This window comes from Paenibacillus stellifer, from assembly GCF_000758685.1.
GTDB classification, from domain to species: Bacteria; Bacillota; Bacilli; order Paenibacillales; family Paenibacillaceae; genus Paenibacillus_AQ; species Paenibacillus_AQ stellifer.
The window spans coordinates 1,220,848-1,234,754 of record NZ_CP009286.1; the positions used below are offsets into that span (position 1 = coordinate 1,220,848).

Below are 13,907 nucleotides of genomic sequence, written 5' to 3' on the forward strand. Positions count from 1 at the left end.
ACCCTTTTGTCACAGGTATCATTCAACCTGAACCCCGAAGCGGCTCCCGCTGAAAAGGCCTCCAGTCCCTGGCGCGACGCATGGAAGGCATTCCGCAGGAACAAAACGGCGATGCTGGGGCTCGGCATCATCCTGTTCTTCATTATCATTGCGCTGTTGGCGCCGCTGATCGCGCCTTACGATTACAAGGAACAAGTACTGATGGACCGGCTGAAGGCGCCATCCGCCGACCACTGGTTCGGCACGGACGATCTTGGGCGGGATATGTTCACCCGGATTATTTACGGGGCCCGCATCTCTCTCTGGGTAGGCTTCTTCTCGGTAATCGGCTCCATTATTATCGGTACGATTCTTGGTGTGCTGGCGGGCTTCTATGGCAAATGGATCGATATGCTGATCTCCCGCCTGTTCGACATTCTGCTGGCGTTCCCGAGCATTCTGTTGGCCATCGCCATTGTTGCGATTCTCGGACCGTCGCTGCAGAACGCTCTCTACGCGATCGCTATTGTCAACGTACCGACCTACGGGCGGCTCGTCCGTGCGAAGGTGCTCAGCCTGAAATCGGAGGAGTATATTACCGCAGCCCGGGCAATCGGGATGAAGAATACCCGGATTTTGCTGACCCATATTCTGCCGAACAGCCTGACGCCGATTATCGTGCAGGGCACGCTCGGCATCGCTACCGCGATCATCGAGGCGGCGGCGCTCGGCTTCCTCGGACTCGGTGCGCAGCCTCCTGAGCCGGAATGGGGCAAGATGCTGTCCGATTCCCGCCAGTTCATTCAGAAAGCTCCCTGGACAGTGGTGTTCCCCGGCCTGTCCATCATGCTGACTGTGCTTGGCTTCAACCTGATGGGGGACGGACTGCGCGATGTGTTGGACCCCCGGATGAAGAACTGAATGACCGCTGCTTGCATGCAAGAGCCCGGCTTCTCACAATGGAGAGCCGGGCCTTTTACTTTTTTAAAATATAAGACATTATAAGTTGTTGCTTACAATAGGTCTTCTATTTCTCGGTAAACGCACGGCGCCAAAAGGACGCCGTCAGGCGTTTATCCTTGCCAAACCGGGTTAAGTCTTCGTTCTCTCTGATCTACTACCGGGCGACGGCTTCAGCCCGTTTCTTTAATGACTTTATAGCTTGTCCGTGCTGGCCTTCATGGTACAAGTTGAGGGTCAGAAACTCACGGACTGTTCTCAAGGATAAGGAATGGATGGTTAGCGGGTTCCTGACCACTTCATCCAGCCGGTTATCGAGTCTTTCTCTGATTCGGTCAGGCTGCTCGCTTAAGAGCTGGCGAAGCTCGGTTAATGCGGGTGGGGACAGCGTCTGACCCGAAGGGCGGGTTCCCGATCCGAATAATTCCCGGTACCCGTCCGGAATCTGCATCGGTTCCCCGGCATGGTAAAAGGCGAATTGTTCCTGAACCAAATAAATATGTCCCAGATTCCACCGGATATTATTATGATATCCCTCCGGTATGAGATCCGCTTGGCTCTCGTCAATATCTTGAGTGATATGAAGGGTTACCTGACGCACAAAACGCAATTGGTCAAACAAATAATCTTGCATCGTTCTCCTCCTTTATGAGATGGTAGGGGTATTTTTTTACTAATCCTATCCTAACTGAAATTTATTGGAAAAAATGGGGCATTTATTATTGTTTTGCTTTGAAGTCAGCAGCCAGATGATTGACTTCTTGAAACGTCTTTGGAGAAAAGGGGGGCGCTTCATGCAGCCTGTTTATTCTCCTGTCCGGAGGATTGGTCCCCGCCAAAGGCCAGGATGACAATCATTCCGATAATGCAGACTGCGCCGAACCACTGGAAGATGCCGAAGGGCGCCTTCAGCCAAAAGACCGTTGTCACAACAGCGGACAGAGGCTCGAGACAGCCCAGCAGACTGGTCTCCTTCGGAGACAGCGAGTTCAGACTCTCAATGTAGAACCAGAAGGCGATCATCGTCCCGAAGAGGATGATGAAGCTTAAGATCAGCCAGGACTCCTGCGGCATGAGGAGCAGATCCATTTTCCAGGGAGGATGAATGGGGGTTAATGCGAGGCCGCCGATCAGCATGGACCAGCCCACCACGACCAGTGAATCATAGCGCTTCAGAAGAGGCACGGCATACAAGGTGTAAAAGGCTGCCGCCAAGCCGGACAGTATACCCCACACAACTGCGGTCGAAGAGACGGCAAGACCTGAGAAGGAGCCGCCCGTCAGAAGCAGAAAGGTTCCTCCCAGGGCGAGCGGCACGGTCAGCAGGTCCCGGCCGGTCAATCGCGCGCGCCTTCTCAATACGGCATACACAATGATCATAACGGGGGCCAAATACTGCAGCAGCGTCGCGACGGCGGCATTGCCGTGGCGAATCGACGCCATGTAGGTGTATTGAACGCCGAGCATGCCGATGAGACCGAATATAATCAGCCGCAGAGCGCTTCCGCCGTCCCGCCAGATCCCCAGAATTTGCCGGCGGCGCGGGCGCAGAGACTGGATGGCCAGAAGCAGAATCCCCGCCGCCAGCAGACGGACCTCTACGAGTCCGTTCACATCGAGGGTCCCCAGCGTGAACAGTTTATTGGCTGCCGTACCGGATACGCCCCAGCAGATGGCGCCTGTCGTGACGAGCAGCAGTCCTTTTCGCGAATGCTTCTTCACTTACTTCACCTCAAAAATATCGTAATACTGATATAATAAATGCAGTTTACGGCTGATAATACGCAAATCGAATTCAAAAATATCGGAATATTGAGGTGAAGCGGCATGCAGATCAAACAGTTCGGAATCGGAAAGGATCTCAGGGAGCTGACTGATCATCACACAGCCCTGCTTCCGATGGCTTGCTATCAGACGGAAATACGGAGTCATGTTCAGGGATATGTGCCGCTTCACTGGCATGAGGAAGTTCAATTTGTGCTTATTGTAAAAGGGGAGCCGCCGTTCTACGAGCTGCAAGCCTCCTGCCGGTTGACGGAGATATGGCGAAATCTGATCATGAACGGTCTGGAGCCGGAATACGATCAGGCGGAGCAGCTGAAGAGCGTCCGGATGAAGGAGATGCTGGACTGGATTCATGCCCATTATGCGGATAAGGTGACGCTGGAGGCAATTGCAGCAGCCGGCGCCCTTAGCCGGTCCGAGTGCTGCCGGTATTTCAAGCGGATGCTCAAGACGACCCCGATGAACTATGTGACGGATTACCGGCTGCAAAAAAGCAAGCTGATGCTGCGGCAGAGTGACCTCAGTGTAACGGAAGTGGCCTATCTGAACGGATTCAGCAGCACGAGCAATTATATTGAACGGTTTCGCCAATCGGCGAAGACAACACCGCTTGCCTACCGGAAGCGGCTGAAGCCGGAGTGAGAATAGGAAGCATGAGAATAGGAAGCATGAGGATAGGAACTATGGGAACACGAACAGCTTGCCGGGGGAGAGGCGCTTCGAATTCTTGTTGTAGAATGATCCCCGCTCCCTTAAAGTAGAACATAATGCAGCCGTTTCCAAAGGGGGCGCTCCCGCCGGAGACGGCTGTCCATGTGCAAAGGAGATAATAAGCATGAAGGGGAAGCTGCTGATTATTGAGGACGATGCCGGAATTGGCGGCATGGTCTCGGACTATATGGCCAAAGAGGACTACTGCTCCCGGATTGTTGAGGACGGGAACGAGGCGCTGGCGCAGTTTCAGTCGGATGCCTATGATCTTGTGCTGCTCGATCTGATGCTGCCCGGAAGAAGCGGACTAGACATCCTGCAGCAGATCCGGTCAATCAGCCGGGTCCCCATTCTGATCGTGTCGGCCAAGGACAATGAAGTGGATAAGGCGCTGGGCCTGCGTTTCGGGGCAGATGACTATATCGCCAAGCCGTTCTCGCTAATCGAGCTGTCCGCACGCATCGAAGCCTCCATTCGAAGGGCGACGCAATATTCCGTGCCGGAGGCTGCGGCCAGCCCGGCGGCGGGGCTGCTGACCGCAGGGGAGTTGACCGTGGACCCGGACAGCTTCATGGTGCGGAAGCGGGGCGAGGAGATCAAGCTGACAGCGAAGGAGTTTCAGATTCTGAAGCTTCTGGTGCAGCATCCTACCCGGGTCTATACCAAAGCGATGCTCTACCAGTTGGTATGGAATGATGAATATTACGGAGACGAGAATTTGATCAATGTACATATGCGGCGACTGAGAGAGAAAATCGAGGACGATCCCTCGAGCCCCCGCTATGTGGTGACACTCTGGGGGATCGGTTACCGATTGGGGGAAGTGTAATGGCCGGTTTATGGTGGCTGTGGCTGCTTGTCACGGCGGCGCTCCTGCTCCTGTGGGTCCGGGAGCGCCTAAGGGGCCTCAGGACCCGGAAGGAGCTTGCCTACATCAATGGCAAGCTGAACGCATGGACCGCTCCCGGGCAGCCGCTGGGACAGGAGCGGCTGCTGGCGGTCACGGCGGACCCGGAGCTTCGGGAGCTGCTGCGGTCGGTTAATGCCCTGGTAGACCGTGCCAGGCAGTCGGCGGCGGACTATGCCAGAACGGAGCAGGCGATGCGCAGGATGCTCTCCAACGTGTCCCATGACCTGAAGACGCCGCTTACGGTCATCATGGGATATGCGGAGGTTCTGGACCGCAGTCCCGAACTGCCACAGGAGGAGCGGCAAAGAATGCTGGGACAGGTGTACCGGAAAACCGTTGAGGTGCATGAACGGATTAACGCCTTCTTCGATTTGTCGAGGCTGGAAGCTGATGATTATGACCTGCCGTTAAGCAGGGTGGATGCCTGCGAGGTATGCCGCCGTCAGATATTGGCGTACTTCGATCTTCTCAACGAGCAGGGGGCCCGGGTCGAAATCAACCTGCCTGAAGAACCGGCATGGATGTACGCCAATGAAGAGGCTTTGTCGAGAATCCTCGACAATCTGCTCTCTAACGCAGTGCGTTACGGCTTGGATGGAGGCTATTTGGAATTGTCTCTGATCCATGATGACAGCCGCATTACAATCGAGGTTGCAGACCGGGGGCAAGGAATCGCCCATGCTGATCAAGCTCTGGTATTTGAACGGATGTATACCGTGGACGATTCCCGCAGCCGCAGCATACAGGGAAGCGGCCTGGGACTCGCCATTGCCAAGAGGCTGACGGAGCGGCTTGGCGGCAGCATCTCCGTGGACAGCGAGCCCGGCAGATATACGTGCTTCAGGCTTCAATTCCCCTCATCTCCGGCGAAGTGAACAGCGGAAAGGAATGAAGAAGAACTTAATGCGCGAATTAAGAAATAAGTAAGATTTGCGACATAGAAACGAAAGAGTTCCTTTATAAGATGAGAACAGGTTCAAATCAAGCGGGGAGTGAAGAATAATGGCGAACGTCATCCGGACACATATGCTGTGCAAAAGCTTCGGCACGTCGGATGTGATAACGAGCGTAAATATGAATGTGAAGAGCGGCGAAATCTACGGATTTCTCGGACCCAACGGAGCAGGCAAGTCAACATTGATGAAAATGCTGCTCGGTCTGGTCAGACCGACCGGCGGCGAGGTTGAGCTGTTCGGACAGACTGTGCTGGCCGGTTCGACCGAGTATTTGAAGCGGATCGGCCACCTGATCGAGACGCCCGTGTTCTATGAGAAGCTGACCGCCGAAGAGAATCTCGGGCTTCACTGCGAGTATATGGGATATTACAACAAGCAGGCGGTCTCTGAAGCGCTGTCGATGGTCAGGCTGGTCGGGGTAGAGAATAAACCGGTGAAGCAGTTCTCCCTCGGGATGAAGCAGCGGCTGGGGATTGCAAGAGCCATTTCGACGAGACCCGAGCTGCTTATTCTGGACGAACCGATTAACGGCCTGGACCCGGAGGGAATTCAGCTTATGCGGGGGCTGTTCCGCAGGCTGCGCGACGAATGGGGCATGACGATTCTGATCTCGAGCCATCTGCTGTCCGAAATCGAGCAGGTGGCCGATACCGTCGGCGTTCTGGACCAGGGGCGGCTGCTCCGGGAAGTGTCGCTGGACAGCGTGCGGGCTTCGACGACGGAGTTCGTGGAGATCGTTACCTCAAATGTCACCCAGGCCGCATTCGTACTTGTCGACAATCTCGGGATCAGCAGCTTTAAACAGCTCGGCGACCGGACGCTGCGCGTCTATGACAACTCGGTTTCCCAGGAAGCATTATCCAAAGAACTCGTGCTGAACGATGTCCCGATCGAATCGATCAATCGTCGTCATCACACGCTGGAGGAATATTTCTTCGAGATGATCAAAGGAGGCGGAGAGCATGCTGCATCTCATCGGACTGGAGTTTAAAAAAGGGCGCGCCGCTGGCTACACCTGGGGCTCGCTGATCGCCTGGGCGGCTATTGTCGGCATGATATCGCTTATTTATTTTGTAGATGGCAACAATCTGGCGGACCCTGCGTTCAAGGATCAGGGCGAATTGCTGCAGGTGATTGAGATCATGGTTCGGGCCACCTTCATTATTTATGCCTCTGCGCTTCTGTCCAAGCTGATTATCAGCGAATATAAGGACAAGACGATGGCCCTGCTGTTCACATACCCGATTAGCCGCAAAAAGCTGATTTTTGCCAAGTTGATCATCGTGTTTCTCTGGTGCTTCCTGAATATCGTGATCGCCAATCTGCTAATCGATGCGCTGTTCCTCGCCATTGATTCCTACATGGGCTATTTGCCGGACCGTCTCACCCGCCATGACCTCTTCATTCATGAAGGCAATGTGCTGATGCAGGCATTAGGCGCCGCAGGCATGAGCCTGCTCCCGCTTGTTATCGGACTGCGCCGCAAATCGGTGGCTGCTACGGTTGCATCCTCGATCTTCATCGTCATGATCGTCTGCTCCAACAATATGGGCTTCACACTCAGTTCCATCATCGCAATCCCCCTGTCCCTGGCCGGGCTGGGCATCCTGATTACGTATCTTAGCTTCCGGAATGTGGATCAGATGGATGTCGGATAGACTTTGCAGCAGAGAAGTTATAAGGTTATCCAATGTTTAAAAAGGCTTCGCTTGAGGCTGTCTCAAAAGAAAAAATGAGCAGAGCAGCGGTTCTCCCGTTAAAGGAGGATCGCTGTTTTGCTTTTTTTGGTCTGCTGCGTATTTCACTTCGCAGAAGTTAGTACCTGCTCTTGGTTGATGGAGCCGCTCCAAACTGACAGCGATCTCCCATAGGACTCAATATTGCAGATAATCTGACACGAATTATTCAAACATAACTTAAATATATGAAACATAACAAAAAATATGGTCGATTATTGAAAAGTATGTTAGAATGTCTCCTAAATCACATCAATACATATATTAAAGGAGTGGGAGTATGTTAAGAAAGCTGGCAATTACGGTAATGGCGGCGGCACTCTTGGTGGCAGCGCCTGTAGCGGGAAGCGGAAAGGTGGAAGCTGCCGGCAAGACACAGCTGCTTGTATCCGCGGCTGCAAGCTTGCAGGACAGCCTGGACAAGATCGAGGTTACCTATGAGAAGCTGCATCCTGATGTTGATCTCGTGTTCAACTATGCCGCATCGGGCACGCTGCAGAAGCAGATCGAGCAGGGCGCACCGGCCGACATCTTCTTCTCTGCGGGGGACAAGCAGATGAACGCGCTTGTGGACGCGGGATTGATCGGATCCCATCAGGAACTGCTGAAGAATCAGCTGGTCGTTGTGGTTCCCGCCAATTCGAAGGCGAAGCTTACGACCATTTCGCAATTGACCGGCTCTTCCTATAAAAAGATCGCGGTTGGCCAGCCGGAATCCGTTCCTGCCGGACAATATGCTCAGCAAGCTCTGACTTACCGTAATATTTGGGACACGCTCCAGAGCAAGCTTGTATTCGGCAAAGACGTGCGCGCCGTTCTCTCCTATGTGGAAACAGGCAACGTTGATGCCGGCTTTGTCTACAAGACCGATGCGCTGACTACCAAGAAGGTGAAGATCGCTCTTACCGTCAGTGCCCAGGCTCACAAGGCCATCAACTATCCGCTCGGCATCGTCAAGAATACGGAGCACAGCGCCCAGGCTACGGAGTTCTACAATTATCTCAAGACCAGCGCCGCAACCAGCGTCTTTAAATCTTACGGATTCTCTCTCTACTAAAAATAATCACAGAACAGCGGGTTGATTGTGCATGAATATCAATTGGACTGACTTTATGGCGCCTGTATGGCTGTCGATAAAAATCGCGGTAATTACAAGCCTGGTCGTATTCCTTCTGGCTGCGGCGGCGGCCAAGGGGATGGCGAACCGGAAGTTTCCGGGCCACAGCCTGATCGAGACGGTTCTGCTGCTGCCGCTGGTTCTTCCGCCTACCGTGGTCGGCTTCGTGCTTCTTGTTATTCTGGGAAGAAGAAGCTGGATCGGACAGTGGTATGAGGATCTGACCGGGGGAACGATTCTCTTTACCTGGGGATCGGCCGTCATTGCAGCTGTCGTCGTTGCCTTTCCGCTCGTCTACCGGACGCTGAAGGCCGGCTTCGAGGGGGTCGACCGGGATCTGGAGGACGCGGCTCGCGCCCAGGGAGCAAATGAGTTTCAGGTGCTTCGCTACGTAACCTTTCCGCTGGCGCTTCGTACGCTGGCTGCGGGCTATGTGCTCGGATTCGCACGGGGCCTTGGAGAGTTCGGCGCAACCATTATGGTTGCGGGGAACATTCCGAACCGGACGCAGACGATTCCAACGGCCATTTATGTGGCTGTGGACGGCGGAGATATGACGCTGGCCTGGGCTTGGGTTATATCCATTATCGCAATATCGGCGGTTATGCTCATGTTCGTCAATCGGTATTCCTAAATTCATCTCGTACACAAATAGCCCTCCCGAATCCGTGATTCCTGCGGATTTGGGAGGGCTAAGTTGTGGGAAGTCTTAGGTCTCATAGATGATGGTGCCGGTTTCGGTCAAGTCGTAGCCGTATAGAGAACCGAGCTCGTCATGCAGTGCTTTGGAACGGCAGATTTCCAGCAAGGCGGAGATCAATTCCTGATTCTCGGGCCGTTTCAGCATGACGAGATCATACTTCTCATGAATGAGGGGGATAAAATCGACTCCGTCTACCATGCGCGCCGACTTCTCGTTGCCGACGCCGACATCGGCTTCGCCGCGGGCCACCTTGCCGGCAACCGTCAAATGGCTGATTTCCTCATTCGTATACCCTTCGATTTGCGAAGCCTTAATTCCGTTCAGCCGGAGCTGCTCGTCCAGAAGCACACGGGCTCCCGAGCCCCGTTCCCGATTGACCAGCTTCAGGTCAGGTTGGTTAAGATCCTTCCAGGACGACAGTTTCTTGGGGTTGCCCTTTCTGACGTAAAGGCCGGCTTCACGTCCAAGCAGGCGAACGACCATATAGCTGGAGCCAACGAGCAGCTTTCGGATGTACGGAATGTTGAATTCGCCCGTGTCTCCGTCCAGCAGATGGGTGCTGACGATGTCCGATTCGCCGCGGTACATGGAGATCAGGCTGTCCAGACTGCCGGCATAGGAGCGCAGAGGACGAAGGGAAGACGAATGCTTCTCCAGATGCTGGGCGAGGATGTCCAGGCTGATATCCTGCCCTGTAATGACGATGTCTCTGGCCGAAGACCGTAAAGGGACCGCCGCTGCAGGTGCTGGCGTATAGACCTGAGCAAGGGCTGGTGACGAATAATTATAAGCCTGCCGTCCGCTGCTCTCTCTGGATTGCTGCTTGTACATCTCAAGATCCGATGAGTCTACTCGCATTTGCTTGCCGACCCGGTAGGAAGAGAGCTCTCCTTTTTTAATCAGATCATAGACTTTTAATTTCGATATTTTCAGAAGTTGGGCAACTTCTTCCGTTGTATAAGATGTGTTATCGGACATTTCCATGAAGCCTCCTAGATCGTCGGCTGAATCATCAGCCGCCCGCACTTGATACATTAATTAGTATCAGACTACCTTATTTTGTGCCGGGAAGCAATTCAGGATCGCCAGAAGATTTAAGTAAAGGAAGACGGATTTGGATGGGCGGGGGCTAGAGGATTGCCAGTTATCACATAAAAAAGAACCGGACGCGGGGAACAAATCACCACTTGTCCGGTTCTGCTGTGCAATTTCTGAAACTGTGCTGCCGGTTATTAAGCCATCAGCAGTACGGAAGAGGCTTTGAAAAGAGCGGTAACCTTGGAGCCTTCCTTGATTTCGAGCTCTTGAAGAGCATCCAGAGAAATGATTGAGGTAATGGTCTGTCCACCGGCGTCTATGACAACCTCCGCATTGATTGGACCCGCTTTAACAAGAGTCACTGTGCCCTCCAACTGATTTCTTGCGCTGAGCTTCATTGAAAACTCTCCTTTCCATGGCAGGGTGAGGAATCATCTATAGTGTGGGTCATGATGTTCTCAGGATATAAAATATACTCAATTCTACTATAATAGATTTAGAGGTTCAAGGGAGTTTATGGGATTGACGGGAGTATGGCGGGCCGAAATCTCTTTTGGCCAGCAGGTTCATTATCCCGGGCAATTCATATATAATGAAGAACTAAATAGCAAGCATGAGGGATGACAAGCAGAAAGGTGGGAGGATATGAACCTCATTGATCTTAGAGAACACCGACAATATCCGGAAATTACCCGCCAGGAAACGTCGCGCGCCGCTTATGAACGGGATTATTCCCGTCTGATTCATTCGCCAACCTTCCGCAGGCTGCAAGGGAAGTCGCAGGTGTTCGGCGCTGGAACCGGAGACTACTACCGGACGCGGCTGACCCATTCGCTGGAAGTGGCGCAGATCGCCCGGGAAGCGGCCAAGAGCCTGCTGCGCGCCTATCCTGAGGTAGGGATGGAGAGAGCGGATAATCCGGGACTCGTTCTTGATCCGGAGGTGGTCGAATGCGCGGCGATCGCCCATGATTTCGGCCATCCGCCTTTCGGACACAAAGGAGAAGAGGTGCTCGACGGAATTCTCGACAGCCTGATTGAAGAGAAGACCAGCGAGAAAGCCCGGGTTACAGGAGCCGATCCGGCCCGCAAACTGGAAATCTACAATGAAATGCGCGGCAAATACGAGCATTTTGAGGGCAATGCCCATAACTTTCGGCTTATCATGTTCCTGGAGAAACGGGAGAATATCGACGGCCTGAATCTGTCGGACGCCGTTCTGCTGGGAATCAACAAGTACCCGTTCCCCGGCACGGTGCTCAAGAAGGGCATGTATCAGTATGAGTGGGATTACATTTCCCATATCCGCTCCGAGTGGCACATCCCTCCCGGCAAAAAGACGCTCGAAGCCCAACTGATGGACCTGTGCGATGATATCGCATACTCTGCGCATGATTTGGAGGACGGCATCAAGGCCGGGAAGATCGAGGTGCATGAGTTTTTTATGCATGACCCTTATATTTTGCGGCTTATCGTCGAGAAGATCATGACGCTGGAGGATTCCTTTTGGGACGGCTGGGATGAGGCGGCGATTCGTCCGAAGGTGGAGGAGGTCCTGAATTCATTCCTGAGCATCTGGAAGGAGAAAATGCCGACCTGCGAGAACGACTACTCCCGGACGCGCCGCGAGGTCAAAGCGTATTGGGTGAGCACCTTTGTCGGTAGTCTGGGCGTCATCCCGGATGGCGACTGGAAGAAGGTTACCTTCGTCAAGGAAGGCAGAGAGGACGAGGATCTGCTCCGGACAGTCAGCGTGCTGAAGAGCTTCGCCTGGGTGACGATGATCCGCGATCTCCGCGTTCAGCGCCTTCAGAAGCGCAGCGAGTGGATTGTCCGCAAGCTGTGGGGAGCTTTTCTGGACCCGGAAACGTCGAAAGCGATCATCCCGACCGACTGGCTGCAGCGGTTCGAGAAGGACCAGCGAAAGGCGCGGCCGATCTGGACCTGGGAGCATATGGTCATCGACTATATCGCCGGAATGACGGATGCTTTTGCCGAGAAAATCTATAACGAGCTCTTTGGTCTCAAGGTCGGTTCGATTTATGACCTGGATTGAAAGCCGGTTCTAAATGCAAGTCTTCACTTTTGGGCCTTTCCTGCCGTTATAGGTATGAAGGGCTATTTTTTGCGTTTTTTTATGAAAATGATATTGAAATTTCAGAAATTTCCAAAATGGAGGCAGCGGCTATGCAAAAGAATCACAAATTTATGTCCTCATTCAAATCCCGCCCCCTTCCAAGACTTCGGCTTCGGAAGCTGAATCTGCTGGGCAAGCTGCGGGTCAAGATGGCCATCTGTTTCACGGGAATAGGGCTGTTCGTACTGTTAACAGGTGTGATTTCCCTCTATCAGATGAACGGGATGCAGAAGAACACGGAGGACATCACCCGGAAGACTTTGCCCGCGCTCGAACAATTATATGATATGAGCTTTTACAGCGAGCATATTATGTCGGTCAGCCTTCAGCATTTCCAGAACGAAGATCAATCCGCCAAGCAGCAGCTTTCGGAGGAGCGCGACAGCTATATCCGCAAGTTCGCCCAGGTCCGCACCAGCTATGAGAAGAGCGTCTCCGGACCGGAGCTTGATCAGGTTAAATCTCTGTCCGGCCAGTGGGACGAATTCATGCGGATTAACGATCAGGCGCTGAAGCTGAGTACGCAGCAGGACGAGGAGCTGGCGCAGGAAGTATCCGGCAAAGGAGTCACGGCCTTTAACGCCATGCAGAAGACGCTGGATGAGCTCGTTCAGCAGAAGAAATCGGAAGCTGTCATGAAAGAGGGATTGTCCGGTGATATCTTTCGCAGCGCCCGAATCGTCGTCATGGTATCGGTTGTAATCGTCATGCTGCTTACGCTCCTGATGAATATCCTCGTTCACCGGGCGATTACTTCTCCAATCGGACGGGTGACCAGCCGGCTGAAGCGGATCGCCGAAGGCGATCTGAAGGAAGAGCCGTTGAAGGTCCGAAGCCGGGATGAAATCGGCACGCTGGCTGACACGGTAAGCGCCATGAATGCTGCGCTGCTGGATATTGTAACCCGGATTCGCAGCGTATCCGGAACGATCGGGGAGCAGAGCGTACAGCTCGGCGTCTCCACGATGGAGGCTCGGGAGGGCGGCAGACAGATCGCCGCGACGATGGAGGAGCTGGCGGACGCCGCCGGCGGGCAGGCGGATGCCGCGTCGGACGCCGCGAGCGCGGTGGACCGTCTTAACGCCTCTATTGAAGAGGCGGCCGCCAAGGGTGAGCAGTTGGCCGAGGCTTCGCGCCAGGTTATGGCAAAGGGCGATACGGGCAGCGAACGGATGGCCCGTTCCGTCACCCAGATGAGCGAGCTGGCCGATGCGGTATCGGAATCGATGAAGATGGTGGAATCGCTGATCGGGCGGAACGAGGGAATCTACGCTTTGGTAGGATCGATCTCCTCGATATCGGAGCAGACTCATCTTCTGGCTATCAATGCGGCTATCGAAGCGGCCAGGGCGGGAGAGCATGGAAGAGGCTTTGCAGTTGTGGCCGATGAGGTGCGCCGGCTGTCGGAACAGGTGCAGCAGATTGTGGGCGAAATTACGGCAATTACGCAGGCTATACATACAGATTCGAGTTCGGTGGCAGATAGTCTGCGCCAAGGCATGGAGCAGACAGCAGAAGGCAGACGGCGGATCGCCAAGACGGGCGAGGCGCTGGCCGACATTACTTCATCTGTCGGCGTAATGGCCGAGACAATTGCTTCTGTCTCCGAAGAGCTTCAAATGATGCGGAAGACCAGCGATGAAATGCGCCGCTTCAGCCTGCGGACAGCGGAGCTATCCCAGCAGTCGGCCGCTGGTGTGGAAGAGACCTCGGCTTCCGCAACCGAGCAGGTGCACACGAACGGAGTAGTGGCCTCGGGGATCGAACGTCTGAAGACTCTGTCGGACGAGCTGGAGCAATCGGTGTCCCGCTTTCAGGTATAGGATAGGGTATAATAATAGGAAGCGGCATCTGCCGCTTCTTTCTTTTTATTTTC

Annotated in this window: 14 protein-coding genes; 10 read left to right on the plus strand and 4 right to left on the minus strand. The window is 54.0% G+C overall.

From position 1 onward, the window contains the following. Nucleotides 1–6 precede the first annotated feature (6 nt). Nucleotides 7–900, plus strand: a complete 894-nt coding sequence (gene nikC, locus PSTEL_RS05575; protein ID WP_038694048.1) for a nickel transporter permease — start codon at nt 7–9, stop codon at nt 898–900. A gap of 196 nt (nt 901–1,096) precedes the next feature. Here the strand turns inward: nikC and PSTEL_RS05580 are convergent, their stop codons facing one another. Together PSTEL_RS05580 and PSTEL_RS05585 are read right to left on the minus strand one after the other, a co-directional pair. Continuing rightward, nucleotides 1,097–1,573 carry a DinB family protein gene (locus PSTEL_RS05580; protein ID WP_038694050.1) on the minus strand — a complete coding sequence of 159 codons (477 nt, stop codon included), beginning with the start codon at nt 1,571–1,573 and terminating at the stop codon, nt 1,097–1,099. Nucleotides 1,574–1,731: 158 nt separating this feature from the next. Then, the gene (locus PSTEL_RS05585; RefSeq protein WP_038694051.1) at nt 1,732–2,661 is read right to left on the minus strand and encodes a DMT family transporter; all 930 of its coding nucleotides are present in this window, start codon (nt 2,659–2,661) and stop codon (nt 1,732–1,734) included. 105 nt (nt 2,662–2,766) lie between these two features. Between PSTEL_RS05585 and PSTEL_RS05590 the strand changes: the two genes are divergently transcribed. The 7 genes from PSTEL_RS05590 to modB all read left to right on the plus strand — a co-directional run bounded on the left by PSTEL_RS05590 (nt 2,767) and on the right by modB (nt 8,788). Beyond that, nucleotides 2,767–3,366 (plus strand): helix-turn-helix transcriptional regulator, encoded by a 600-nt coding sequence (locus PSTEL_RS05590; protein ID WP_038694053.1) that lies wholly within the window; start codon nt 2,767–2,769, stop codon nt 3,364–3,366. A 193-nt stretch (nt 3,367–3,559) separates the two neighbouring features. Further along, a complete protein-coding gene (locus PSTEL_RS05595; RefSeq protein ID WP_038694054.1) occupies nt 3,560–4,264 on the plus strand; it encodes a response regulator transcription factor in 705 nt (234 codons plus the stop codon). Continuing rightward, nucleotides 4,264–5,220, plus strand: coding sequence for a sensor histidine kinase (locus tag PSTEL_RS05600; protein WP_038694055.1), 957 nt, complete (start codon nt 4,264–4,266; stop codon nt 5,218–5,220). The genes PSTEL_RS05595 and PSTEL_RS05600 overlap by 1 nt, the downstream gene beginning before the upstream one ends. A gap of 127 nt (nt 5,221–5,347) precedes the next feature. After that, on the plus strand, nt 5,348–6,292 hold the full coding sequence (locus PSTEL_RS05605) for an ATP-binding cassette domain-containing protein (RefSeq protein WP_038694057.1): 945 nt from the start codon (nt 5,348–5,350) through the stop codon (nt 6,290–6,292). Next, nucleotides 6,264–6,959: an ABC transporter permease gene (locus PSTEL_RS05610; protein ID WP_038694058.1), complete on the plus strand. Its 696-nt coding sequence runs from the start codon at nt 6,264–6,266 to the stop codon at nt 6,957–6,959. Before PSTEL_RS05605 ends, PSTEL_RS05610 begins: the two co-directional genes overlap by 29 nt. Nucleotides 6,960–7,317: 358 nt before the next feature. After that, nucleotides 7,318–8,094, plus strand: a complete 777-nt coding sequence (modA, locus tag PSTEL_RS05615) for a molybdate ABC transporter substrate-binding protein (protein WP_038694060.1) — start codon at nt 7,318–7,320, stop codon at nt 8,092–8,094. A 31-nt stretch (nt 8,095–8,125) separates the two neighbouring features. Continuing rightward, entirely contained in the window at nt 8,126–8,788 is a 663-nt protein-coding gene (modB, locus tag PSTEL_RS05620; RefSeq protein ID WP_038694062.1) for a molybdate ABC transporter permease subunit, read from the plus strand. A 75-nt stretch (nt 8,789–8,863) separates the two neighbouring features. Here modB and PSTEL_RS05625 read toward each other — a convergent pair whose 3' ends face one another. Both PSTEL_RS05625 and PSTEL_RS05630 read right to left on the minus strand, forming a co-directional pair. Then, nucleotides 8,864–9,835 (minus strand): helix-turn-helix transcriptional regulator, encoded by a 972-nt coding sequence (locus PSTEL_RS05625; RefSeq protein ID WP_038694063.1) that lies wholly within the window; start codon nt 9,833–9,835, stop codon nt 8,864–8,866. 254 nt (nt 9,836–10,089) lie between these two features. Next, nucleotides 10,090–10,293 carry a TOBE domain-containing protein gene (locus PSTEL_RS05630; RefSeq protein WP_038694065.1) on the minus strand — a complete coding sequence of 68 codons (204 nt, stop codon included), beginning with the start codon at nt 10,291–10,293 and terminating at the stop codon, nt 10,090–10,092. Nucleotides 10,294–10,540: 247 nt separating this feature from the next. Here PSTEL_RS05630 and PSTEL_RS05635 point away from each other — a divergent pair, with 247 nt between their 5' ends. Together PSTEL_RS05635 and PSTEL_RS05640 are read left to right on the plus strand one after the other, a co-directional pair. Then, nucleotides 10,541–11,950, plus strand: a complete 1,410-nt coding sequence (locus PSTEL_RS05635; RefSeq protein WP_038694067.1) for a deoxyguanosinetriphosphate triphosphohydrolase family protein — start codon at nt 10,541–10,543, stop codon at nt 11,948–11,950. Between the two features lie 131 nt (nt 11,951–12,081). Then, nucleotides 12,082–13,854 carry a HAMP domain-containing methyl-accepting chemotaxis protein gene (locus PSTEL_RS05640; RefSeq protein ID WP_038694069.1) on the plus strand — a complete coding sequence of 591 codons (1,773 nt, stop codon included), beginning with the start codon at nt 12,082–12,084 and terminating at the stop codon, nt 13,852–13,854. The last annotated feature ends 53 nt before the right edge of the window (nt 13,855–13,907 follow it).